General features: G+C 70.2%; 19 protein-coding genes. 12 read left to right on the forward strand and 7 right to left on the reverse strand.

Annotated features, from left to right (window positions below; translation table 11 throughout):
* Positions 1 to 66: 66 nt before the first annotated feature.
* Positions 67 to 1476, reverse strand: a complete 1410-nt coding sequence (locus tag D7Y15_RS32960) for a sigma-54 dependent transcriptional regulator (RefSeq protein WP_120578964.1) — start codon at positions 1474 to 1476, stop codon at positions 67 to 69.
* 152 nt (positions 1477 to 1628) lie between these two features.
* On the opposite strand from D7Y15_RS32960, the gene D7Y15_RS32965 reads away from it, so the two are divergent.
* The 3 genes from D7Y15_RS32965 (at position 1629) to D7Y15_RS32975 (ending at position 5185) form a co-directional block, all read left to right on the forward strand.
* Positions 1629 to 2201 carry an NUDIX hydrolase gene (locus D7Y15_RS32965; protein WP_121755072.1) on the forward strand — a complete coding sequence of 191 codons (573 nt, stop codon included), beginning with the start codon at positions 1629 to 1631 and terminating at the stop codon, positions 2199 to 2201.
* A gap of 225 nt (positions 2202 to 2426) precedes the next feature.
* Positions 2427 to 3233: a TenA family transcriptional regulator gene (locus D7Y15_RS32970; RefSeq protein WP_121755073.1), complete on the forward strand. Its 807-nt coding sequence runs from the start codon at positions 2427 to 2429 to the stop codon at positions 3231 to 3233.
* Between the two features lie 104 nt (positions 3234 to 3337).
* Positions 3338 to 5185, forward strand: a complete 1848-nt coding sequence (locus D7Y15_RS32975) for a methyl-accepting chemotaxis protein (RefSeq protein ID WP_121755074.1) — start codon at positions 3338 to 3340, stop codon at positions 5183 to 5185.
* Here the strand turns inward: D7Y15_RS32975 and D7Y15_RS32980 are convergent.
* Complete coding sequence (locus D7Y15_RS32980; protein ID WP_121755075.1) at positions 5136 to 6617, reverse strand: HAMP domain-containing sensor histidine kinase; 1482 nt, start codon at positions 6615 to 6617, stop codon at positions 5136 to 5138. The genes D7Y15_RS32975 and D7Y15_RS32980 overlap by 50 nt on opposite strands.
* A 235-nt stretch (positions 6618 to 6852) precedes the next feature.
* Between D7Y15_RS32980 and D7Y15_RS46655 the strand changes: the two genes are divergently transcribed.
* On the forward strand, positions 6853 to 8571 hold the full coding sequence (locus D7Y15_RS46655; protein WP_120578968.1) for a hypothetical protein: 1719 nt from the start codon (positions 6853 to 6855) through the stop codon (positions 8569 to 8571).
* Between the two features lie 144 nt (positions 8572 to 8715).
* Positions 8716 to 9360 carry a hypothetical protein gene (locus D7Y15_RS32990; protein WP_126935406.1) on the forward strand — a complete coding sequence of 215 codons (645 nt, stop codon included), beginning with the start codon at positions 8716 to 8718 and terminating at the stop codon, positions 9358 to 9360.
* An 11-nt stretch (positions 9361 to 9371) separates the two neighbouring features.
* Here D7Y15_RS32990 and radA read toward each other — a convergent pair whose 3' ends face one another.
* Complete coding sequence (gene radA / locus D7Y15_RS32995; RefSeq protein WP_121755077.1) at positions 9372 to 10733, reverse strand: DNA repair protein RadA; 1362 nt, start codon at positions 10731 to 10733, stop codon at positions 9372 to 9374.
* 181 nt (positions 10734 to 10914) lie between these two features.
* Here radA and D7Y15_RS33000 point away from each other — a divergent pair, with 181 nt between their 5' ends.
* The 6 genes from D7Y15_RS33000 (at position 10915) to D7Y15_RS33025 (ending at position 15851) form a co-directional block, all read left to right on the forward strand.
* The gene (locus D7Y15_RS33000) at positions 10915 to 11184 is read left to right on the forward strand and encodes a GlsB/YeaQ/YmgE family stress response membrane protein (protein WP_120561896.1); all 270 of its coding nucleotides are present in this window, start codon (positions 10915 to 10917) and stop codon (positions 11182 to 11184) included.
* Positions 11185 to 11397: 213 nt separating this feature from the next.
* On the forward strand, positions 11398 to 12423 hold the full coding sequence (bioB, locus tag D7Y15_RS33005) for a biotin synthase BioB (protein WP_120578971.1): 1026 nt from the start codon (positions 11398 to 11400) through the stop codon (positions 12421 to 12423).
* A complete protein-coding gene (gene bioF, locus D7Y15_RS33010) occupies positions 12420 to 13601 on the forward strand; it encodes an 8-amino-7-oxononanoate synthase (RefSeq protein WP_120578972.1) in 1182 nt (393 codons plus the stop codon). The genes bioB and bioF overlap by 4 nt, the downstream gene beginning before the upstream one ends.
* Complete coding sequence (gene bioD, locus D7Y15_RS33015; protein WP_121755078.1) at positions 13591 to 14286, forward strand: dethiobiotin synthase; 696 nt, start codon at positions 13591 to 13593, stop codon at positions 14284 to 14286. Before bioF ends, bioD begins: the two co-directional genes overlap by 11 nt.
* Positions 14287 to 14400: 114 nt before the next feature.
* Positions 14401 to 14679, forward strand: a complete 279-nt coding sequence (locus tag D7Y15_RS33020) for a hypothetical protein (RefSeq protein WP_014394019.1) — start codon at positions 14401 to 14403, stop codon at positions 14677 to 14679.
* Entirely contained in the window at positions 14676 to 15851 is a 1176-nt protein-coding gene (locus D7Y15_RS33025; protein ID WP_121755079.1) for a pyridoxal phosphate-dependent aminotransferase, read from the forward strand. The genes D7Y15_RS33020 and D7Y15_RS33025 overlap by 4 nt, the downstream gene beginning before the upstream one ends.
* Here D7Y15_RS33025 and D7Y15_RS33030 read toward each other — a convergent pair.
* The 3 genes from D7Y15_RS33030 to D7Y15_RS33040 form a co-directional block, all read right to left on the reverse strand.
* The gene (locus D7Y15_RS33030; protein ID WP_121755080.1) at positions 15832 to 17265 is read right to left on the reverse strand and encodes an ABC transporter substrate-binding protein; all 1434 of its coding nucleotides are present in this window, start codon (positions 17263 to 17265) and stop codon (positions 15832 to 15834) included. The genes D7Y15_RS33025 and D7Y15_RS33030 overlap by 20 nt on opposite strands.
* Positions 17265 to 18095 (reverse strand): hypothetical protein, encoded by an 831-nt coding sequence (locus tag D7Y15_RS33035; RefSeq protein WP_120578976.1) that lies wholly within the window; start codon positions 18093 to 18095, stop codon positions 17265 to 17267. The genes D7Y15_RS33030 and D7Y15_RS33035 overlap by 1 nt, the downstream gene beginning before the upstream one ends.
* Before the next feature lie 137 nt (positions 18096 to 18232).
* Positions 18233 to 20026: a phosphoenolpyruvate carboxykinase (GTP) gene (locus D7Y15_RS33040; protein WP_120561888.1), complete on the reverse strand. Its 1794-nt coding sequence runs from the start codon at positions 20024 to 20026 to the stop codon at positions 18233 to 18235.
* A 266-nt stretch (positions 20027 to 20292) separates the two neighbouring features.
* On the opposite strand from D7Y15_RS33040, the gene D7Y15_RS33045 reads away from it, so the two are divergent.
* Positions 20293 to 22092: an SLC13 family permease gene (locus D7Y15_RS33045; RefSeq protein ID WP_120578977.1), complete on the forward strand. Its 1800-nt coding sequence runs from the start codon at positions 20293 to 20295 to the stop codon at positions 22090 to 22092.
* A 17-nt stretch (positions 22093 to 22109) separates the two neighbouring features.
* Here the strand turns inward: D7Y15_RS33045 and D7Y15_RS33050 are convergent.
* Positions 22110 to 22695: tRNA-(ms[2]io[6]A)-hydroxylase (locus D7Y15_RS33050; protein WP_233605181.1), on the reverse strand; the 586-nt coding region annotated here is incomplete at its 5' end.

Genomic DNA, 22695 nt, shown 5'->3' on the forward strand with positions numbered 1-22695 from the left:
GTCATGGGGCCGGGGCGCGGGTGACGGATTTCCGAGGCCCCCAAGGCACGGGCACCGCTCCTTTGCCTACGAGGCCTCCTCGGGGCGTTCGCCGCGCGGCAGGAAGCCGTACTTCTCCAGCTTGTAGTAGAGCGCGGAGGTCTTGATGCCCAGCAGACGGGCGGTCTCCGTCTTCACGCCGCCGGCCTTCTCGTAGGCGCGGGCGATGAGCTGGCGCTCCAGGTCCTCCAGGATGTCCGGCAGGGGGCGGTCCCCCTGGGGCACGGGCAGCCCCGCGTCCATGCGCGGCGTCTGGCCGGCCAGGTGCGAGGGTAGATCCTGCGGGGTGAGCGTTTCGCCCTCGGCGAAGACGAGCGCCTGCTCCATCACGTTCTCCAGCTCGCGCACGTTGCCGGGCCACGCGTGGCGGGTGAGCGCGTGCAGCGCGGCGTCGTCGATACCGGTGACCCTCCGGTTGACCCGGGGCGCGTGCTTGGCGACGAAGTGGCGGGCGAGCGCGGGCAGGTCCTCGGGGCGCTCGCGCAGGGGCGGCAGGGTGAGCGGGACGATGTGCAGCCGGTAGTAGAGGTCCTCGCGGAAGCGGCCCGCCTTCACCTCCGCCTGGAGGTCGCGGTGCGTGGCGCTCACCACGCGCACGTCCACCTTGAGCGTCTCTTCTCCGCCCACGCGCTGCAGCTCCTTCTCCTGGAGCACGCGCAGGAGCTTGGTCTGCACGGAGGCGGGAATCTCTCCAATCTCGTCCAGGAAGAGGGTGCCTCCGTCGGCCAGCTCGAAGCGGCCCAGCTTGCGCTTCACCGCGCCGGTGAACGAGCCGCGCTCGTGGCCGAACAGCTCGCTCTCCAGCAGCGTCTCCGCCAGGGCCGCGCAGTGCACCACGACGAAGGGGCCGTCCTTGCGAGGCGAGCGCTGGTGGATCATCCGCGCGACCAGCTCCTTGCCGGTGCCGCTCTCGCCGCGCACCAGCACGGTGGCGTCGCTCGCGGCCACCTTGCGCACCTGGGTGAGCAGCTTCTGCAGGGGCTCGCTGTCGCCCACCAGGTCGCGGTGGGTGAGGGCGGCGTCGGCGTCGTGCGCGTCCGTGCGGGCGGTGAGGCGCTCCACCTGGCGGCGCGTGGCGGACAGCTCCAGGCCCTTGTCCACCTTGGCGCGCAGCACCTCCGGCGGGAAGGGCTTGGTGATGAAGTCGTAGGCGCCCTCCTGCATGGCCTGCACGGCGGTCTCGATGGTGCCGAACGCCGTCACCACCATGACGACGGCGCCAGGGTCCGCCTGCTTGAGCGCGCGCGTCACGGCGATGCCGTCCATGCCGTCCATCTTCAGGTCCGTGACGACCAGGTCGAAGGGGCCCTTCTTGTACGCGGCGAGCCCGTCCGCCCCGCTCCTCACCGCGGACACGGTGTGGCCGGAGCGGGTGAGGGTGACGGTCATGCCCTCGCGGAGGGTGTCGTGGTCGTCGATGACGAGGATGCGGGCCATGCGCCTGCTCGGAAGGGAAGGGTGGGGTGCCACCGGTGGGACGGCGGCGGAATGCACACGCCAGGCCACCCTACACCGGACCCGCCGGGGTGGAGGTGGGGCCCGCCGTGAAAGGGCTGGCGTCACGGGCCGGGTGGGTGTCTATCCGGCGCATGGCTCCCGTCTCCGCTGCCCTCATTGAACTGCTCGCGCGCCACGTCCCCTCCGACGACAAGGAGCGCGAGGACCTTTCGCGCATGCGCCACTTCGCCACGTCGCTGAAGGAGCCCTTCTCCCGCTCGCAGGCGGAGGCGCACTTCACCGGCAGCGTGGTGGTGGTGGACGCGGCGGGCGAACGGGTGGCGATGCTGCACCACGCGAAGCTCAAGCGCTGGCTGCAGCCGGGGGGCCACGCGGAGGCCACGGACGGAGGCGACATGGAGGCCACCGCGCTGCGCGAGGCCCGCGAGGAGACCGGCTGCCGGGTGCACCTGCATCCCACCGCGCCGCGCCCGCTGGACGTGGACGTGCACGTCATCCCCGCGCGCAAGGACGAGCCGGAGCACTGCCACCTGGATGTCCGCTACCTGGTGGTGGCGGAAGACCCGGAGGCGCTTGCGCATGATCCGGCGGAGTCGTTCGGCATCCAGTGGCTGGGCTGGGACGAAGCGCTGACGCGCGCGGATGAAGCGCCGCTGCGCCGCATGCTGCTCAAGGCCCGCACACTCGTTCACTCCGGGTCTTGATTGACCAAAAACTGGGAGTGTCTATTGGATGAACGTCCAAGGCCTGAAATCCTGAATGCGGGGAATGTAAACCGCGAGATTTGAGACAAATTAAGGCTTGAGGCTCGCTTCATTTTTCAGGGGGCACTGGATGAAACACAGACATCCCGTCACCCTGCCGGTGCTCAGGGTGGAGGGGGGCGGCCATGACGGCTTGTCGTCCACCCGGGAGCAGGAGCAGGTCTCATGTCGTCTCCGGTCGCAGTGTCCCAGGGCACCGCCGTGGAGGGATTTCCTGTTTCGTCAATGAGGCAGGAGGAGGTCTTCCGGCGTTATCAGCCCGCCGCCTTGAAGCGCACGCCGCACCCTCCCTGGATGGAGACGATGCTGGGGGCGCTCAAGCCCGCGTGGGACGCGGCCTGCGCGCCCACGCTGTTCCGGGAGACGGCGGAGGGACGGCATCCGCCCCTGCGCGCCTGGCAGCGGTTCCTGGAGCGCTGCTTCCCCATCGTCGAGAACTTCCCCAAGTACATGGGGCTGTCCCTGGCGAAGACGACCTACGGCGTACGCCCGGGCGACGCGAGCATCCGCCGCTGGCTCTTGCAGAACCTGGGCGTGGAGGCCCGTCACGCCGAGTGGTGGATTGATTGGATGCAGGCGTCGGGCGTGGACGCCCCCAGGGCCTTCGAGACGCCGCTGACGCCGGACGTCCGGGCGCTCCACCAGCACCTGCTGGCCACGTGCCTCGGTGGGTCCCTGGCGGAGGGCATCGCCGCGTCCAACTGGGCCATCGAGGGAGTGACAGGCGTCTGGACGCGCGCCGTGGTGGAGCCCTTCACCGCGTATGCCCGGGACGGCGTGCGCGTGGACGCGAACGCGCTGCGCTGGCTCCGGGCACATGCCCGCTACGACGACGCGCACCCGGACGAGGCGCTGGAGATCATCAAGCTGTCCACGGACGTCACGGCGGGAGAGCCGGTGCGCGTGGAGGTCGCGGCGCACCGGTCCCTGATGTTGCTGGCTCGCGTGTTCGAGTCCTGCTGCGAGGCGTGAGCCCCCGCGCGGGTTGAAGCAGCCGTTTCATCGGTGGTGACGACGCAGTCGCGATGCACGCCGGTCCGGCCTTCCGCTGGACCGGACGGGGGGGGCGTACGCACATGAATGAAACAGAAGACATCCGGGAGCTGGCCTGGCGTGGGATGTGGTTGTTCCTGCGGTGGGTCCTGCCGCCCTCCATCGTTTGTGCCTACCTCATCGCGATGGCGATGGGGCTGTCGAGCCAGGAGGGGCTGCTCGTCACCGCCACGGTCCTGCCGTTCATCGTGCTCGTGTTCGGGCTGCTGCATCCCTATGTGACGCTGCGGTGGCTGGCGAGCCGGGCCTTGCGGCGTCGCCCTGGGGACGGACCGGGGGACCGGCTGCGGCGCGTGCTGGAGCTGCCCTGGCGCTCCATGGTCTTCACCACCTGCGCGGCGTGGACGCTGGGCGGCTTCTTCTTCAGCCTCCCGGTGTGTCTGTGGTTCGGCAAGGACTGGTTCCGGCTGGGGCTGGGCACGCTCATCGCGTTCTGCTTCGGCGTGGTGGTGGCGTTCCCCATCGCGCTGGGGCTGGAGCGGCTGGTGCTGCCGTGGGCGCTGCGCGAACAGGACGCGCATCCGGAGACGGCGCCCGCGGGCTCGGGCCTCTTCTGGCCGCGGCAGTCGTGGTTCCTACCGCTCACGTTCCTGTCCACCATCTTCGCCACGGTGGTGCTGAGCTCGTGTGTGGTGGGGGTGAAGCTGCTGGGGGTGCGCGCCCAGTTGAAGGAGGCGCTGCTGGCGGATGGCGCGTGGCAGGCCGCGTCGCGGTTGGATGACGTGGGCAGCTCGCTGTTCGCGGACCTGGGCTTCGCGCTTCCCTGGGTGGGCGCCCTGGTGTTCGTGCTGCCGGCCTTCACCACGTGGATGCTGGCGAGGCGGCAGGCGACGAGCGCGGGCGCGGTGCACGGGGCCATCTCCGGACTGGCGTCCGGGCGGATCCGCTCACCGCGCTGGGTGTCCACGGATGAAATGGGCGACCTGGCGTCGGGGATGAACGGGGCGCTGTCCCGGCTGCGGAGGTTTCCCCGGCTGCTCCAGACCTCCGCGCAGCGGCTGGGCCAGGCGGGAACGGAGCTGCGCGTGTCGAGCGAAGAGCAGCAGCAGGGCCTCACCCGGCAGGCAGCGGCGCTGCACGAGGCGCAGGTGACTTCGGAAGAACTGCGGCGGGCGTCGCGCATCGCCGCCGACTCCGCGGAGGAGGTCCTGCGCGTGGCCCGCCGCGCGGAGACCATGGGGCAGCAGGGCGAGGCCGCGGTGGTCCTGAGCCTGGAGGGACTGTCGGCCATCCGGAGCGCGGTGTCCGGCATCCAGCAGCGGCTGTCGCGTCTGGAAGAGAGCACGGTGCAGATTGGAGAAATCACCGGCGCGGTGAAGGACCTGGCGGACCAGTCCCACCTGCTCGCCGTCAACGCGGCCATCGAGGCGGCGCGCTCGGGCGAGGCGGGGCGGGGCTTCGCGGTGGTTGCGAAGGAGATCCGCGGGCTGTCGGACCAGTCCGTCCAGGCCACCCGGCGCATCCGCAACATCCTCGCGGAAATCAGCCAGGGCATCCGCGACGCGGCGTCCATGAGCGAGCAGGGCGGCCGTCAGGTGGCCGCCGGGTTGGACCAGATGCGCGCCTCCGGCGAGTCCCTGCGCGCGCTGTCGCACAGCTCGCAGGAGAGCTCCGAGGCGGCGCGGAAGATCGCCAACGCGGTGACGCAGCAGAACGCCGCCTTCTCGCAGATCACCACCGCCATCGCGGACCTGTCGCAGCTGATGGACGGCACCCTGCACCGGCTGTCCTCCACGCAGGAGGCCACGCGGACGCTGCAGGTCGTCTCTGGAGAGGTGGGGCAGATGGCGCTGCAGTTCGACGTCCAGGAGGCGGAGTCCGTCAGTACTCCGGTGCCGCCACAGCTCCGGGGGCAGGGCAAGGCAGCGTGAGCGTGAAGACGGTCTCGCCGGGAGTGGAGCGCAGGGAGAGCTCACCGCCGTGGGCGCGGACGATCTTCCGTGCGAGCGGCAGGCCCAGGCCGGTGCCCTGCTCGCGGGTGGTGAAGAAGGGCTCGAAGATGCGCTCGCGCTCGGCTTCGGGCACGCCCGGGCCCGAGTCCTGGACGTCGATGGCATAGCGCCCGTCGCGCAGCTCGCCGCGGATCCGCACGTGGCTTCCGGCGGGCGCGGCCTGCACGGCGTTCTTCACCAGGTTCACGAGCGCGGCGGTCAGCAGGCTGCCATCCGCCTCCAGGTGCGCGGGCGAGGCCGCCACGTCCAGGGCCACGCCCTTGTTGTGCGCCTCCGCGGAGAGCAGCTCGCACGCGTTGGAGACGAGGTCGGGCGCTTCCATGGGCGCGCGCGCCAGCGGCTGTTCGCGGGCGAAGGCGAGGAAGTCGTCGACGATGCGTTGGAGGTAGGCGACCTCGCGCTGTATGCGGTCCACGTGGCTGGTCGCGTCCGCGTGGGCGCCCGCGCGCAGGTCTTCCTGTAGGAGGCCGGAGAAGAGCGCGATGCCGCCCAGCGGGTTGCGCACCTCGTGGGCCACGCCCGCGAGCATGAGCTTGAGTTGGCGGTCCCGGCTCTCCAGCGCGCCGCGCATGACCTCCAGCTCGCGCGCGAGCACGCCGATTTCGCGGGTGGGCTCCGGTGGCACGGGCGTGGTCAGGTCCCCCCGGCCGATTCTCAGCGCGGAGTCCATCAACCGCCGCAGTGGCCGGGCCAGTCCCCGGGCGGTGATGACGGCGATGATGGCGAGCGCCACGAGCGCCACGGCGCTGGCCATGACGAAGGTGCGCCACAGCCGCCGCAGCGGTCCGAAGAAGGCCGCGCTGCCCTCCACGCCGATGGCGCCCACCACCTGGCCGTCCTGGACCACGGGGGCGTAGCCCGTCTTGTAGAGCAGCCCGTCTGAGCCGGTGAAGAGCACCTGGCTGGCGGCGCGCTTGCCGGCGAGGACGCGCGTCAGCTCCAGCCGGTCGCGCGCGAGGTCCGGGAGCTCCGTGCCCACGGGCAGGCTGCCACCCGCGTCCGCGCGCACACGGCCCCGCGCGTCCACGGCGTAGACCCGGCGCACGCCGCTCGCGGTGCGCACTCCGTCCAGCAGGCGCACCAGGTTGCGCCACGTGCGGGTGCCGGACACGTCGTCGCCGGGCTCGATGGTGAGCATGCGTTCGCCGCTGACCTGGCTGGCGGTGGCGGCGGCGAGCGCGGACAGGCTCGCGCCCAGTTCGTCCTCCAGGCTCGCGCGGGCCAGCGCGTACACGGAGGCGCCCGCGAGCGACAGGAAGAGCAGGGTGGGCAGGAGGAACGCCAGCAGCAGCCGCGCGGACAGGGAGCCCAGCGCGTCCCGCAGACGGGAGGAATGGGGGCGATGCGTCATCCGGGCGGTGCTCCTGACACCCCCGTATCAAACGGCATGCCCCCGTCCGTGGCCAGTCCTCGTTCCGCGAGCCGCGCGAGGAGGTGGGGTGCATGCCATGGAACCTGCCGCCGGAACTCGTTGTCCGTGCTCCGTGACCGGAGGGGCGTGCGCGGCCCCCTGCGCGTCAGGAAGAGGCTCACAAGAAACGTCAGACACGGCTGGTAGATGTGATGAGTGATTGAGGGGGCGCGTCATGCTGACAGGATGGCTGGGACGATTCAGCGCGGGGCTGGTGCTGGTCCTGTCGCTCACGGCCTGCGGGACGCCGGGCTCCCGGACCCTGCCGGTGGGGATGCACGGCTACGGGCGCTATCACAGCGCATCCCCGGCTTCGTTCACGCGTGACACCGCCTGGGGCGGCGCGGGTTCGAGCGGCACCGTGGGTGGAGAGGAATTGGGCCGCTACCTCGCGTTCATCCGCCAGAAGCGGGCCGCGTTGAAGCAGCCCGCCGTGATGGAGACGGATCGTCAGGTGGGCCATGCCGCGCTCAACGACCTGATGCTCTGGGCGTCCGCGCGGACGGAGGAGGAACTCGCGAAGGACGAGCCGCTGGAGGTGTACCTGCGGCTGAAGGCGAAGCACGCGCAGGCGCTGCTCGAGGACGGCAAGCGGTCCGCGCGGGCGGAGGCGAAGCTGGAGGAGTTCCATCGCTGGGCGGATGCGCGCCGTCAGGTCCTGGCGGACGCGCACTTCCGCCGGCTCGGGAGTGACGGGCTGCTCACCGAGAGCGCGCTCTACGAGGAGACGCAGCAGGCGTTGCTGGAGGCGGTGCTGGACTGGGCCTACACGCACACGGAGGACCCGGACTTCCCGCGCAAGAGCCCCAGTGAGGTGGCGCTCTACCTGCTGGCGCGCGACAGCCTTCTTGCATCCGCGGTGGAGGCGGGCCGCTTCGCGCCTCCGGTCTGGGACCCGGCCATCGAGCCTCCGGGCATTCCGCCGGAAGAGGTGGTGCTGGAGATCGCCCTGGGCCTGCTGCCCGTCACCGGCGAGGTGGCGGACGTGGGCGGCGTGGTGCTGGGGCAGAGCCTCCTGGGATATCCGCTGACGGACGGAGAGCGGCTGCTGTGCGCGGTGAGCGTGGCGCTGCCGGTGGTGTCGGGGCGCTTGCTGTCGGAAGGCGTGCAGGGGGCGGAGCGCGTCGCGCTGCTCACAGGCCGGAGCCTGCGCGAGGTGCAGGTGTTACAGCGGGTGGTGCAGCACCTGTCGCCGCTGGAGGCCCAGGAGCTTCGCCAGGTGCTGCGCGCGGCGGGGCGTGGTGAGTCCGTGTCCGTGGAGGATGTGGAGAAGCTGCGGGCTTTGGCGAAGAGGTTGGAGGCGCCGCTCGCGGAGGCGGGACGCGTGTTGGCCCGGGGCAAGCGCGTGGCGCTGGTGGGCTCACGGGCGACGGCGGAGGGAGCGCGGCTGGTGCCGGGCAGCGCGGAGCACCTGGCTCAGGCGTGGGTGGACTACCAGTTCCGTCACCCGGAGAAGTACCGGAGCTTCAAGTACGCCGTGGATCCAGAGTGGGAGCGGCTCTACCAGACGGTCATCAAGAACAAGGGCGCGGGCAGTGCGTTCGAACAGTCCGTGCTCCAGAGCCGGAAGCTGCCGAAGAACACGGACCTCCTGCTGCCGCCGCCGGGGAGCAAGGCCCAAGGCTTCGTCCCGGATGCCGTCTCAGGACACAAAGGGGACCTTGTCTGGGGCAGCCCCTACGACTTCGTCGAGGTGAAGGGCCGCGCGGAGATGGCGCTCACAGGGAACATCAAGGCCATGATTGAGTACGTCCAGAAGTACGGTGGCTCCCTTGAGCTCTGGATCCGTTCCGCCAAACATCCCGAGGGTGCGACGCGGCTTACGGGACCTCTGAAGAGGGAACTGGATGACCTGGGCGCGGAGGGTGGTGCGAGAATCATCCCCTTCCCGTAGGAATGTTTCGTGGCCCTTCAATACCTGAACACGGTTTTCGCACTGCTCCCCGGTGTGCCTCCGACGAACATCGTTCGCGAACTGGTCTGTCGGTTCTTTTCGCAGGGCCGCTGGTTCCAGCCTGTGCGCTACGGGGGCGTCGGCATGGATGAACGGATTGAGCCCGGTTCTTTCAACCCGGATGTGCTCGCGGCCTACTACGACGAGTCCAGGCGCTTCTTCATCGGGGCGAAGACAGATCGGGACTTCCTTCATTTCTCCCCTGCGCGCCAGGAGAAGTATCCATTCGTCGGATCATTCGCCTGGATGACCTCTGTCGTGGAGGCCCGGAAGGCAGGTTGGCGCGAGGCCCATCTGCATCAGGTCGTCGAAATCATGCAGTTGCTGGGCTCCCCTCTCGCGCAGTCCGGGCTCGATGAAGACTTCGAGCGCAAGAACTACCGCCTGGTGCCGAACGAGTACGGCTTCGGCTCCGAGCGCGTCTTCAACGTGCGCGACTACAGCGAAGGCCTCTCCGGCCTCTACTGGCGCAACATCTTCGGCGCTCCCTTCGTGGACCTCTTCGGCCCGCGCCTGGACGCCGTCCCCGCGTCCCAGCGTCAGTCGCTCGACGGCGGACTCGTCCTCGTCCAGCCCTATGAGCTCCCCACCCAGGCCATGACCCCGGAAGGCGACGCCGCGGAAGGCCAGCTCATCGCCACCCTGGGCCGCGAGTCCTTCTTCGACCTGCCCACCCTCACGAAGCCCACGCGCGTGCCGGACGTGTCCTGGATGCTGCACAAGCACTGACGCCCCAGACGTCAGTCGAACATCGCCGCCAGCGCTTCGCTCAAGGTCTCCACGCCCACCACCTGGAGCTTCGTCTTCTCCACGCGCCGCGCGCTGCCCGCCGGCAACACCACCCGCTGGAAGCCCATCTTCGCGGCCTCCGCGAGCCTCGGCTCCACCTGGCCCACCGCGCGCACCTCGCCCGCGAGGCCTACCTCTCCCAGCACCAACGTCTTCGCGTCCAACGGCCGGTTCTGCAGGCTGCTCACCAGCGCCGCGCACACCGCCAGGTCGCACGCTGGTTCGCTCAACTGCATGCCGCCCGCCACGTTGACGAACAGGTCGCAGCCCACCAGCGGGATCTCCTCCTTCTTCTCCAACACCGCCGCCAGCAGCGCCACGCGGTTGCCGTCCACACCAATCGCCGTGCGCCTCGCCGTGCCGTAGCCCGTGGGCGCCACCAGCGCCTGCACCTCCACCAACAGCGGCCGCGTGCCGTTGAGCGTGCTCGTCACCACGCTGCCGGACTTGCCCTGGGGCCGCTCGGAGAGGAACAGGGCGGAGGGGTCCGCCACCTCCACCAGCCCCGCGCCCTTCATCTCGAAGACGCCAATCTCATTGGTGCTGCCGAAGCGGTTCTTGTGCGCGCGCAGGAGCCGGAACGGGTGGCCGCGCTCGCCCTCGAAGTAGAGGACCGTGTCCACCATGTGCTCCAGCACCCGGGGACCCGCGATGGAACCTTCCTTCGTCACGTGCCCCACCAGGAACGTGGGCACCCCGCTGCGCTTGGCGAACGCCATCAGCCGGCCCGCCACCTCGCGCACCTGGGTGATGCTGCCCGGCGCGTTGCCCAGCTCCGGCAGGTACATGGTCTGGATGGAGTCCACCACCAGCGCCTGCGGCTTCAGCGCCTCCGCCGCCTGGAGCACCCGGTCCGCGTCCGTCTCCGCGAACAGGTGGATGGCTTCACCCTCCACCTTCAGGCGCTCCGCGCGCATCTTCGTCTGCCGCAGGCTCTCTTCACCCGACACGTAGAGCACCGGCCCGTGCCGCGCCAGCTTGTCCAGCGCCGCCAGCAGCAGCGTGGACTTGCCGATGCCCGGGTCGCCGCCCAGCAGCACCAGCGAACCGCCCACCACGCCTCCGCCCAGGACTCGGTCGAACTCCGTGATGCCCGTCCTGCGGCGCACCTCGGTCTCCGCCGTCACGTCCTGCAGCTTCACTGGCTTGGAGGCGCCCCCGGACGCGCCCCACGCCGGGCGCTTGTCGTCCACCTTCGCTTCGGTCTCCTCCAGGAGCGAGCTCCAGGCCCCGCAGTCCGGACACTTCCCGAGCCACTTCGCCGTCTGGTAGCCGCAGGCCTGACAGGTGTAGTGCGTCTTCGCCTTCGCCATGGGTTGGAGTGTCTACCCCAGACCCCTGACGTTTCCCCGTCTCACGCGCGCGCCATGCCAGGAGAGCAGGCAGGCGTCATGTCGTGGATCAGGTAGCGGGTTGCCCCACAGGGGGGGGCAACCCACTTTCTGGTCCACGGGCGTCGCACAGAGCGAGCCCCCCACACACAGGGAGGTTGTCATGGGGATTATCGCGTTTCTGGTGATTGGTCTGGTCGCGGGTCTGATCGCTCGTGCCATCATGCCGGGCAACCAGTCGATGGGGCTCATCGCCACCACGCTGCTGGGCATCGCCGGTTCGTTCGTGGGCGGCTTCGTCGGTTCGCTGTTCTCCCGTGACGGTCGCGTGTTCGACCTGCACCCCACGGGCCTGCTGTTCTCCGTCCTGGGCGCACTGGTCGTGCTGTTCCTCGTGGGGCTCGCCGGCCGCGGCCGTCGCGTCCACGTCTAGTCCGTAGGGCTCCTCGACCGATGAGGCGGGAGACAGCCAGGGACGTCCGCCATGCGCGGGCGTCCCTTCTGTCTTTGCGGGCTTCTTCCGGCGGCCTCCGGAGCGGGCTTCCCAGAGGGGAAAGGGGACTCGTCAACCCCCTGGCCCAAGAGCGTTGACAACGGCCTCCGGGCCACGCACCGTCGGCCTCCTGACGCCTCCCCAGGAGCCCGCATGTCCGACACCGCCGAGTCCTTCCACGGCCACGCCCACCACGCCGCCCCCGTCCCGGAAGGGGTGACGGTGCGGCACGACTGGTCGCTCGCGGAGGTGAAGGCGCTGTACCAGTTGCCGCTCCTGGATCTGGTGCACAAGGCGCAGACGGTGCACCGGCAGGTGTTCGTGGAGAACAAGGTGCAGCTCTGTTCGCTGCTCTCCATCAAGACGGGCGGGTGTCCGGAGGACTGCGCGTACTGCCCGCAGGCGGCGCGCTACAAGACGGGCGTCAAGGCGGAGAAGTTGATGGCGGTGCCGGACGTGCTGTCCGCCGCGTCGCAGGCCCGCGCCGCCGGGGCCACCCGTTTCTGCATGGGCGCGGCGTGGCGCGAGGTGAAGGACGGCCCGCAGTTCGACAGCGTGCTGGAGATGGTGAAGGGCGTGCGGGCCCTGGGCATGGAGGCGTGCGCCACGCTGGGCATGCTCTCCGACAGCCAGGCGAAGCGCCTGCGCGAGGCGGGCTTGTCCGCGTACAACCACAACCTGGACACGTCCCCGGAGCACTACGGCGACATCATCTCCACCCGCACCTATGACGACCGGCTGAAGACGCTGAACCGGGTGCGCGACGCGGGCATCTCCGTGTGCTGCGGCGGCATCATCGGCATGGGCGAGTCCGTGGAAGACCGCTGCAACCTGCTGCGCACCCTGTCCAACCAGGAGGTCCACCCGGAGTCGGTGCCCATCAACGCGCTCGTGCCCGTGGAGGGCACGCCGCTGGCGGAGCAGCACCGCGTGGAGACGGTGGACATGGTGCGCACCATCGCCACCGCGCGCCTGCTCATGCCCCAGTCCATGGTGCGCCTGTCCGCGGGCCGCATGCAGATGAACGAGGAGGCGCAGCTGCTCTGCATGATGGCGGGCGCCAACTCGCTCTTCTTCGGGGAGAAGCTGCTCACCACCGGCAACCCCGAGTACACCCAGGACATGGCGCTCCTGGAGAAGGCGGGCATCCGCCCCCTGGAGCCCCGGCAGGACCGGTGAGGCCCTCGACGCAGGTCGCGGACCGATGGGCGCGCGAGGACCTGGAGGCCCTGTCCGCGAAGGGCCTTCGCCGCGCGCTGGAGCCGCTCGATTCACCCCAGGGCGCGGAGGTGCGCGTGGGGGACGAGCGGCTCGTCAACTTCTCCTCGAATGACTATCTGGGGCTCGCGGCGTCGCCCGCCGTGCGCGCCGCCGCCGCGTCCGCGCTGGAGCGCTACGGCGTGGGCACCGGCGCCAGCCGCCTGGTGGTGGGGGACATGGTGCCGCACCAGCGGCTGGAGGCGCGGCTCGCACGCTTCGAGCGCGCGGAGGCCGTGCGCCTCTTCAACTCCGGCTACGCGGCCAACACCGGCATCCTGCCCGCGCTGGTGGGCCCCGGAGACGCGGTGTTCTCCGACGCCCTCAACCACGCCTCGCTGGTGGACGGCTGCCGGCTGTCTCGCGCGCGTGTCGTCGTCTACCCGCACTCGGACGTGGCCGCGCTCACCCGCGCGCTGGCGGAGACGCCCGCGCGGCGCAAGCTGGTGGTCACCGACAGCGTCTTCTCCATGGACGGAGACGTGGCTCCGCTGCGCGAGTTGGTCACCGCGTGCGAGGCCCACGGCGCCGCGCTGATGGTGGACGAGGCGCACGCCACCGGCGTCCTGGGCGCGCGCGGCGCGGGCCTGTGCGAGGCGCTGGGCGTGGAGGACCGGGTGGACCTGCGCATGGGCACGCTGAGCAAGGCGCTGGGCGGGCTGGGCGCGTACGTGGCCACCTCGCGCGCGGTGGCGGACCTGCTGGTCAGCCGCGCTCGGCCGTTCGTCTACTCCACCGCGCTGCCCGCCGCCCTGTGCGCCGCCGCCGAGTGCGCGGTGGACCTGGTGGAGCACGACCCCGCTCCTCGCGAACGGCTGTGGGGGCACATCCACCGGTTCGCCGACGGACTGCGCGCGCTCGGGCTGCCCGCGGAGCCTCGGAGCGCCATCTTCCCGGTCATCCTGGGCGAGCCCTCGCGCGCGCTGGACGCGGCGAAGCGCCTGCGCGAGGCGGGCCTCCTGGTGAAGGCCATCCGCCCTCCCACCGTGCCGGACGGCACCAGCCGGCTTCGCTTCTGTCTCTCCGCGGCCCATTCGACGGGCCACATCGACCTGGCGCTGGAGGCCCTGCGCCGGGTGGGAGTCTCCCGTGGCCCCTGAGTCACTCCAGTTCTTCGTCACCGGCACGGACACCGGCGTGGGCAAGACGCAGGTGTCGTGCGCGCTGCTGTCGCTCCTGAAGGACGCGGGCCTCAAGCCCCAGGGCTTCAAGCCCTACGAGAGTGGCTGCGAGTCCCTCAAGGCCCCGGCGGACGCGCTCGCCATGCGCGAGGCCGCGGGCAGCACGCTGCCGGTGGACGCCATCTGCCCGCACCGCTTCAAGGCGCCGCTGGCCCCGGGCATCGCGGCGTCGCGATTGGGAACGGATCCGGACTTCCGCGTGACGCTCGCGGCGTGGAAGCAGCTGAAGGGCGGGTCGGTGGTGGTGGAAGGGGCAGGGGGACTGTTCGTCCCGGTGGATTCCAAGCGCGACGTGGTGGACCTCATCCAGGCCTTCCGCCTGCCCGTGGTGTTGGTGGCGCGCGCGGGGCTGGGCACGCTCAACCATGTCGCGCTGTCGTTGGAGGCGCTGGCGGCGCGCGAGGTGTCCGTGCGGGCGGTGGTGCTGTCGCGCGGGGTGCCCGGACGTGACCTGGCGGAGCGGGACAACCGGCGCTACCTGGAGGCCCGCCATGGCGTGGATGTCCTGGGGCCCGTGCCGTATGTGGAGGATCCAAGAAAGCGCCAGTTTGCGTTCCGGCGCGCGCTGGCGCCGCTGGTGTCCGAACGCGCGCGGGCCCGATAAATCGGCCTCCGCCGCGTTCGGCGGAAAGGTGCGTGCTACAGGTCGCGCAAGTTTTCACGTGGTGGTGGCCGTGATCTGGACGTCCCGTTTTTTCCGCGCGAGAAAGCCGGACGAATGGCGGACATCATCGACATCACGCTCCTCGCGGACGTCCGGCGCTTCTTCAAGAAGCTCATTGAACAGCGCGGGCTGTCCTACTTCCTCCAGAAAGACGGTCCGCGTCTGTTCCAGATTGAGCCGACGAAGGTCGAGCTGGTTCTGCGCACCGCGATCCGCACCCGGAACCCGGAACTGCCCGCGCCGCACGAGAAGGCCGTCGAGCACTGCCGCCTGGAACTGCGCCGCGAGCTGATCCGCCGCGTGGCCAGCGCCATGCTCCAGACGGGGCTGTGAGCCGCTTCTCGCTCCGCACCGCCTTCCCGCGCACACCCAACCCGCTCTCCCAGGCCGCCGCCGAGCGCCACGCGCGCGGGCTGCCCCTGCTGGACCTGGCGGAGACCAACCCCACACGCGTGGGGCTGCCCTCCCCAGAGGTGGACCTCGGGGCCCTCCCCGAGCCCTTCCGCTACACGCCAGAGCCCTTCGGCCTGCCCACCGCGCGCGAGGCCGTGGCCGCGCACCTGCGCCAACGGGGCGCGTCCGTGGAGGCCGCGCACGTCGTCCTCTCCGCCAGCACCAGCGAGGCCTACGGCTGGCTCCTCAAGCTCCTGTGCGACTCGGGGGACACCGTTCTTCTCCCCGCGCCCGGCTACCCGCTGGTGGACGTCCTGGCGCGCCTGGAGGGCGTGCACACGCGCTCCTACCGCCTGCCCGCCGTGCACGGCTTCGGCCTGGACGCGGCCCGGGTGGAAGCCGCCGTGGACGCCCGTACGCGCGCGGTCGTCGTGGTGAACCCCGGCAACCCCACCGGCCACTTCCTGCACGAGGGCGAGCTCCACGCGCTCGCGGACGTGTGCGCACGCCATGGCCTGGCGCTCGTCTGCGACGAGGTGTTCTCCGACTTCGCGTGGGATGAAGAAGAGGGCCGGGTGACGTCCGTGGCAGGCCGGTCGCTGCCGTGCGTGACGTTCTCGCTCTCCGGCCTGTCCAAGGTGGCGGGCCTGCCCGGCCTCAAGCTGGCGTGGTTGCACGTGGGCGGCCCCGCGCATGCGCGCGACGAGGCCCTGGCCCGGCTGGAGGACGTGGCGGACGCGGCGTTGTCGGTGGCCACGCCCGTGCAGCTCGCGCTGCCGGCGCTCCTCGCGCACGCGCCGCGCTTCCAACAGGCACTGCTGGAGCGGGTGCGGCACAACCGGGAGCGGTTGATTCAAGCGCGCCCGGCGGACGCCGCGTGGGACGTGGTGCCCTCGCACGGCGGCTGGAGCGCGGTGCTGCGCATCCCCCATCACCCCGGAGAAGAAGCCACCTGCCTGCGGCTCCTGGAGGAGGGGGTGCGCGTGCAACCGGGTTACTTCTACGACTTCGGCGGCGGTGCGTACCTCGTGCTGTCGTTGCTTCCGACGCCCGAGGTGTTCACCGCCGCCCTGGTGCCGCTGGTTCGCGTGCTCAGTCCGCCGCCGGGGTGATGACCTGGAGCTGGGTGAAGTTCTTGCCCGACACCTTGAACAGCTCGTAGGGCGAGATGGCCTCGCCGGTGTCGTTGTTGAAGTCCAGCTCACCGCTGGCGCCACGCACGTTGACGATGTTGCCCGCGCGCAGTTCATCGCGCGCCCCGCTGAACTGCACCGGCCCCAGCGCGTAGGTCTTCGCCGTCTGCCCCGAGGGGGGCGTCAGCTTCGTGAGCCCCATGGCGATGCGGTCACCAGTGACAGCGCCGGGGTTGTTGAGGTCGTTGCCAATCGCGTACGCCGCGCCGAGCGTCACCAGGTACATGGCGTCGTAGGCGTGCGCGGTGAACGAGAACTGCGCCGGGTCCGTGTTGTTGTAGGCGGTCCGGAAGCGGCTGTTGAAGAGCTGGTAGACGGAGTCGTCGGGCCGCGCGGACGCGGGGGCGGTGCCGTATGTGCCCGCGAGCTCGGCGGCGGTCGCGTCGTTGGACAGCAGGGTGGGGTCCTTGCTGGCGTCGGTGAGGAACCACCGGTTGCCGTTGGCGACCTTCACCTGCTCCGCCACCGCCGCGGGCACCAGGCGCGCGTTGTCCTCGGTGAAGCCGGCGAGCACCGTCAGATCCGGCTTGTTGTTCTTCAGCCAGGTCACGGCGGTGCCTACGTCCCCGTTGCGCTCGTACTGCGCGCCACCCACCTTCGAGGGCAACCGGTCCAGCAGCTGGGAGAACAGCCCCTGGCCGTAGTTGTCGTTCACGTACGCCACGCCAATCTTGGTGGGGACCGTGAACGTGGAGCCCGGGTCGTTGATGGTCGTCTTGCCGCTCAGTACCTCCGCGATGACGCGGCCCTGGAGCGCGTCCGACGGGGTGGTGCGCCACACCAGGCCCACCGGACCGCCGTTCTTGTCGTCCAGCTCGGTGAAGGTCGCGCTGGTGGCGGTGTGGCTCATCAGCAGCACGTTCTTCTTGATGGTGATGGTGCTGACGCCGGTGGTCTGCGCGCTGCCCGCGCTGAACACCGCCACCACCTGCTTGTCGTTCACCAGCCAGGTGGCCTGCGTCTTCGCGTTCTCCACGTCCGCCTTCGTGTCGCAGACGTACATGACGAACTGCCGGCCGCCCACGCCCTCCAGCGAGTTCACCTCGTTGAGCGCCAGCTTCAGCCCGTTGAAGCGCTGCTGCTCAATCTCCGCGTTGCCGCTCGCGTTGGTGAGCGGCAGGAGCGCGCCCAGCACGATGGGGTTCGCCGCGGACGTGGCGCCCACCACCTGGTCGCATCCCGCGGGCTGCGGCAGACAGAACCCGGACGTGCAGACGCTGTTGCTGCCGCAGTCGCTGCTCGTCGTGCATTCGGACAGGCCGCCCGCCGTGGTGAAGCTGCACCCGGACGACAGCAGCGCCATGCCCAACGTCATCATTCCCAGCGCGCGCATCAGAAACGCCCCTCCATGCCAATGCCAGCACCGCGCGGCGCGAACGTCACGCGGACCTCGCCCTGCGCGGGAGGGCCTTCTTTGGGATACAGGATGATGGCGGTGATGGCTCCCGCGAGCCCCACGCCGAAGCCGATGTCCGCCAGCAGCGCCTTGCTCTTGGTGCTGTCCGACAGACGCTCCTTCTCATCGAGCGTCTTGGCGCTGTCGAACTGCTCGCGCTGGTCGCGCGCCTGCAGTCCGAAGAGCACGCCCGCGCCCACGCCCAGCACCGCCACGCCGCCCGTGGCGAACGCCGCGATGCGCTGGTTGCGGTAGGACTTGATGGCCCGGTTCAGCTCCGCCTGCTTCTGGCGCTCGCTCTCGTCCTCCGCGCGCCGGGCCGCGGCCTGCTCGGCTTCCGCCTGTTGCCGCGCGGCATCGGCCTCCGCCTCCAGGCGCTTGCGGTCCGCGTCCGCCGTCGCCTGCGCCTGGTCCTCGCGGTCCAGCTGCACGCGCAGCCGGTCGATGGCGCGGTTGCTGTTCTTCAGCAGGGCCGGGTCGGTGTCCTCGCTGGAGGACGTGACGTACTGCCGGTAGAAGGTCATCGCCTCGCGAGGCTCGCCCGCGTACTCCAGCGCCACGGCGATGTTGTAGACGAGCCGCGGGTGCGGCTGCGCCTCGTTGGCCTGCTTCAGCGCCTCCGCCGCCTCGCGGTACTTGCCCGCGTCGTAGAGGCGTTTGCCCTCCTTCAACAGCGCCTGCACGTTGACCTTGGAGCCACCCCGCTGCGCCAGGGCGGACCCCGGTGCCAGCGCCAGCGCCAGCGACAACACGAAAACCAGTCTCATGGGGCGGTGAGCCTAGCGCCGAACAATCCGGCCGTCGAAGCACTGGCCCCTTGAAAAAGCGCCGGGGCCACCCCCACCCCTGTAGCACCAGGAGAGGAAGCAGCCCCGGACGGGCCTTCTCAGGCGTCAGGCGGCGATCAGCCGTCCAGGCGCGCGATGAGCAGCTTGCGCTGGAGCATCAGGGCCTCGGGGGCCTTGGTGCCCAGCTGCTCGAAGAAGACCTCCTGGCTCTTGAGCTCGGACTTCCACTCGTCCTCCTTGATGGAGGTGGCCTCCTGGACGGCCTCCGCGGACAGGTCCAGGCCGTTCAGGTTCAGGCCCTGGTCCTGGCGCGGCACCCAGCCCAGCAGCGTCTCCTGCGTGGGGACGCGGCCCTGGACGCGGTTCACGATCCACTCGAGGACGCGCATGTTGTCCCCGAAGCCCGGCCAGATGAACTTGCCGTTCTTGTCCTGGCGGAACCAGTTCACCTGGAAGATCTTCGGCAGCTGCGGGATGGACTTCTGCATGTCCAGCCAGTGCTGGAGGTAGTCGCCCATGTGGTAGCCGCAGAAGGGCAGCATGGCCATGGGGTCGCGGCGCACGACGCCCACCTTGCCGGTGGCCGCCGCCGTCGTCTCCGAGCCCATGGTGGCGCCCAGGAACACGCCGTGGGTCCAGTTGAAGGCCTGGATGACCAGCGGGATGGTGTTGGAGCGGCGGCCGCCGAAGATGATGGCGCTGATGGGAACGCCCATGGGGTCGTTCGCCTTGGCGCTCAGCACCGGGTTGTTGCTCATGGGCGCGGTGAAGCGGCTGTTCGGGTGCGCCGCCTTCTCCGCGCTGCCCTTCTTCCAGGGGCGGCCCTGCCAGTCGATGAGCTCCTCGGGGACCTCGCCGTCCTTGCCCTCCCACCACACGTCACCATCCGGCGTGAGCGCCACGTTGGTGAAGAGCGTGTCCTTGGAGATGGTCTCCATGGCGTTGGGGTTGGTCTTGTTGTTGGTGCCGGGCACCACGCCGAAGTAGCCGGCCTCCGGGTTGATGGCGTACAGGCGGCCATCCGGACCGGGGCGCATCCACGCGATGTCGTCGCCGACGGTTTCAATCTTCCAGCCCGCGTACTCCTTGGGCGGGATCATCATGGCGAAGTTCGTCTTGCCGCACGCGGACGGGAAGGCGGCGGCGACGTAGGTCGTCTCACCCTTGGGGCTGGTGACGCCCAGGATGAGCATGTGCTCGGCCAGCCAGCCCTCTTCGCGGCCCAGGTAGCTGCCGATGCGCAGCGCGAGACACTTCTTCCCGAGCAGCACGTTGCCGCCATATCCAGAGCCGAAGCTCCAGATGGTGTTGTCCTGGGGGAAGTGGCAGATGTAGCGGCGGTCCGGGTTCACGTCACCCGTGGAGTGCAGGCCGCGGTTGAAGTCGTCGCTGTCGCCCAGCATGTCCAGCGCGGCCTTCCCCATGCGGGTCATGATCCGCATGTTGAGGACCACGTAGTCGCTGTCCGTCAGCTCCACGCCAATCTTCGTGGAGGGGCTGCCCAGCGGGCCCATGGCGTAGGGCACCACGTACATGGTGCGGCCCTTCATGCAGCCTTCGAACAGGAGGCCCAGCTTCGTGTAGGCCTCGTCCGGCTCCATCCAGTTGTTGGTGGGGCCCGCGTCCGTCTTGTTGGGCGTGCAGATGAACGTGAGGTGCTCGACGCGCGCCACGTCGTTGGGGTTGGAGCGGTGCAGGTAGCAGCCGGGGCGCTTCTGCGGGTTGAGCGGGATGAGCGTGCCGTCCTTCACCGCCTGCTCGGTGAGGCGCTGCTTCTCAGCCTCGGAGCCGTCGCACCAGACGATGCGGTCCGGCTGGGTCATCGCGGCCATCTTGGCCACCCAGGCCAACAGCGTGGGGTTCTTCGTGGGCGCCTGCTCGGTGGCGGCGGCCGCTTGCGTCGAAGCCATGGAGGTTTCCTCGGGGTGTTTCATGGGTCGGGTCTCCCGCGTTTCGCGACTTCGCGAGGGGGCGAAACCCTACAGCGGAAGGAACACCAAACCTTCTGGACCCAGGCCCCAAAAGCAACTGACGTCCGGCAGTCAACCGGACTTTCGACCGCTCTGGCCTAATTCCACTTATCAGCGTCCGGTCGCTCATCAGTAAACGGCGCGGTGCGGCACACGCTGGCAGCGCAGCGCGCCGTGCCCAGGTTGAGGGTGCGCACGCCTCCTCCATGTCCATCGCTCTCGTCCTGGCCGTCATTGTTGTCGCGTTGGTCCTGTTTTCCATTGACTCCATCCCCATCGAGTTCACCTCGCTGGTGGTGGTCTGCCTCCTGGCGCTCTCCGGCGTGCTGACGCCGGCGCAGGCGTTCGAGGGCTTCAGCAACGACACCGTCATCTTCATCTTCACCCTGCTGGCGATGACGCAGGGGCTCGCCGCCACGGGCGTGGTGCAGATGGTGGGGCAGCGGATGGCGTTCTTCGCGCGCTTCGGCCACCAGGTGTTCGTGCTGGCGATGATGGGCGTGGTGGCGGTGTTCTCCTCGTTCATCTCCAACACGGTGACGACGGCGGCCTTCCTGCCGGTGGCCATTGGCGCCGCGCAGCGGGCGAAGGTGCCGCGCAGCAAGGTGCTGCTGCCGCTGGCGTACGCGTCCATGCTGGGCGGTACGGTGCTGCTCTTCGGCACGTCCACGAACCTGGTGGTGTCCGCGGCGCTGAAGCGGCAGGGGATGGCGCCCATTGGCGTGACGGAGCTGGCGCCGGTGGGGCTGCCGGTGGTGCTGATAGGCATCGCCGTGGTGGTGCTGCTGGGGCGGTGGCTGCTGCCCGCGCGCGAGGGCAAGCCGGGCACGGAGGGCTTCGCGCTGCGCGACTACCTCACGGAGGCGGTGGTGCCCGGAGACTCGCGCTACGTGGGCCAGCCCCTGGCGGAGCTCACGAAAGGGCTGGGACTGCGCGTGATTGGCGTGGTGCTCGATGGCGAGACGCTCAACGCGAAGCCATCCTACGTGCTGACGGGCCAGGAGCGGCTGCTGGTGGAGGGCAAGCGCGAGGACATCCTGCGGGTGAAGGACCTCCGGGGCCTCGCGCTGCGGCCGGACGTGCGGCTGTCGGACGCGGAGCTGGAGGGGCCGGAGTCGATGCTCGTGGAGGCGAGCGTGCCGCCCGACAGTCCTCTGGTGGGGCGCAGCCTGCGGGAGACGCTGTTCGTGGAGCGCTTCGGGCTCCTGGCGCTGGGGCTGCACCGCCGGCCCGCCATCCAGCGGCTCACCAAGCTGCAGCTCCTGGGGCGCGCGTGGGATGAGCACTCGCTGTCCACGCTGCCCCTGTCCGTGGGGGACGTGCTGCTCTTGCGCGGTCCGCGTCAGAAGATGGCGGAGCTGGAGCCGGGCCATACGCTGATGGTGCTGGAGGGGCACGAGTACGAGCCGCCGCGCTACGCAAAGGCGCTGCTCGCGGTGGTCATCTTCCTGGGCTCGTTGGCGGCGGGCTCCCTGGGCCAGGTGCCGCTGTCGCTGGCGGGGCTCACCGGCATGCTGCTGATGATCGCCACCGGGTGCGTGGACGCGCGCACCGCGTTCCGCGTGGACTGGCGGGTGGTGCTGCTCATCGGCGCGATGATGGCGCTGGGGCTGGCCATGGAGGTGAGCGGCGCGGGGAAGTTCGTCGGCGACCACGTGGCCCGGCTGGGCGCGTACGGCGGGCCCCGCGGGGTGCTGGCGCTGTTGATGGTGCTGACCATCGTGCTGTCGGCGCCCATGAGCAACCAGGCCGCGGCGCTGGTGGTGCTGCCGGTGGCGCTCAACGCGGCGACGCAGCTGGGCGTGGACGTGCGCCCCTTCGCCATGGGCGTCACGCTGGCGGCCAGCTGTTCCTTCATCACCCCGCTGGAGCCCAGCTGCGTGCTCGTCTACGGGCCCGGGCACTACCGGTTCACCGACTTCTTCCGGCTGGGCACGCCGCTGACCGCGGTGCTGGTGGTGTTCCTCGTCTTCGCCGTGCCCGTGGTGTGGCCCTTCCACGCGTAGGCGAGTGAAGCGCCTTTTCAGTGGATGGCGGCGCGCAGTCCCACGCTCGCGAGAACTTGTGACTCCTGCGCGAGCAGGTGCTGCAGGCGTGCGTCCACGGCGGCTTCGTCCCCGTTGGACGCGGTGACGGCCAGGCGGTGGAAGAGGGACTGGTGCCCGTCCTCGGACTGGGCCAGCTCTCCGTAGAAGCGGGCGAGCGCCGGGTCGGTGAGCCCCTCCGCGAGCAGGGACAGCCGCTCACACGAGCGCGCTTCGATGATGGCGGCGACGAGCAGGCGGTCCACGCGCCGCTCCAGGGCGGGCGTGCGCACGTGCTTCTGGAGGCCCTGCGCGTACGGGTCCCCGGCGTCCTTGGTGAGCGTGAGGCCGCGCGCGGCCATCAGGTCCAGCACTCGCGCCAGGTGGGCGCTTTCTTCACGGGCCAGGCGCGCCATCTGCGACGGCAGGCCCGGCAGGTCCGGGTAGGCCTGGAGCATGGACAGCGCGTTGGCGGCGGCCTTCTTCTCGCAGTGGGCGTGGTCCACCAGCACCGCGTCGAAGTGGGCGAGCGCCAGCGGCAGCCAGCCCGGGTCGGTGGGCGCGTGGAGGATGACGGGGCCCGCT

This window comes from Corallococcus sp. AB030, from assembly GCF_003668965.1.
In the GTDB taxonomy this organism is placed as follows: Bacteria; Myxococcota; Myxococcia; order Myxococcales; family Myxococcaceae; genus Corallococcus; species Corallococcus exiguus.

Excerpts from the sequence above, each read along its gene's own strand:
- D7Y15_RS32960 (WP_120578964.1), bottom strand. The coding sequence starts at position 1,476 with ATGGCCCGCATCCTCGTCATCGACGACCACGACACCCTCCGCGAGGGC.
- D7Y15_RS32965 (WP_121755072.1), top strand. The coding sequence starts at position 1,629 with ATGGCTCCCGTCTCCGCTGCCCTCATTGAACTGCTCGCGCGCCACGTC.
- D7Y15_RS32970 (WP_121755073.1), top strand. The coding sequence starts at position 2,427 with ATGTCGTCTCCGGTCGCAGTGTCCCAGGGCACCGCCGTGGAGGGATTT.
- D7Y15_RS32975 (WP_121755074.1), top strand. The coding sequence starts at position 3,338 with ATGAATGAAACAGAAGACATCCGGGAGCTGGCCTGGCGTGGGATGTGG.
- D7Y15_RS32980 (WP_121755075.1), bottom strand. The coding sequence starts at position 6,617 with ATGACGCATCGCCCCCATTCCTCCCGTCTGCGGGACGCGCTGGGCTCC.
- D7Y15_RS46655 (WP_120578968.1), top strand. The coding sequence starts at position 6,853 with ATGCTGACAGGATGGCTGGGACGATTCAGCGCGGGGCTGGTGCTGGTC.
- D7Y15_RS32990 (WP_126935406.1), top strand. The coding sequence starts at position 8,716 with ATGGATGAACGGATTGAGCCCGGTTCTTTCAACCCGGATGTGCTCGCG.
- radA (WP_121755077.1), bottom strand. The coding sequence starts at position 10,733 with ATGGCGAAGGCGAAGACGCACTACACCTGTCAGGCCTGCGGCTACCAG.
- D7Y15_RS33000 (WP_120561896.1), top strand. The coding sequence starts at position 10,915 with ATGGGGATTATCGCGTTTCTGGTGATTGGTCTGGTCGCGGGTCTGATC.
- bioB (WP_120578971.1), top strand. The coding sequence starts at position 11,398 with ATGTCCGACACCGCCGAGTCCTTCCACGGCCACGCCCACCACGCCGCC.
- D7Y15_RS33020 (WP_014394019.1), top strand. The coding sequence starts at position 14,401 with ATGGCGGACATCATCGACATCACGCTCCTCGCGGACGTCCGGCGCTTC.
- D7Y15_RS33030 (WP_121755080.1), bottom strand. The coding sequence starts at position 17,265 with ATGCGCGCGCTGGGAATGATGACGTTGGGCATGGCGCTGCTGTCGTCC.
- D7Y15_RS33035 (WP_120578976.1), bottom strand. The coding sequence starts at position 18,095 with ATGAGACTGGTTTTCGTGTTGTCGCTGGCGCTGGCGCTGGCACCGGGG.
- D7Y15_RS33040 (WP_120561888.1), bottom strand. The coding sequence starts at position 20,026 with ATGGCTTCGACGCAAGCGGCCGCCGCCACCGAGCAGGCGCCCACGAAG.
- D7Y15_RS33045 (WP_120578977.1), top strand. The coding sequence starts at position 20,293 with ATGTCCATCGCTCTCGTCCTGGCCGTCATTGTTGTCGCGTTGGTCCTG.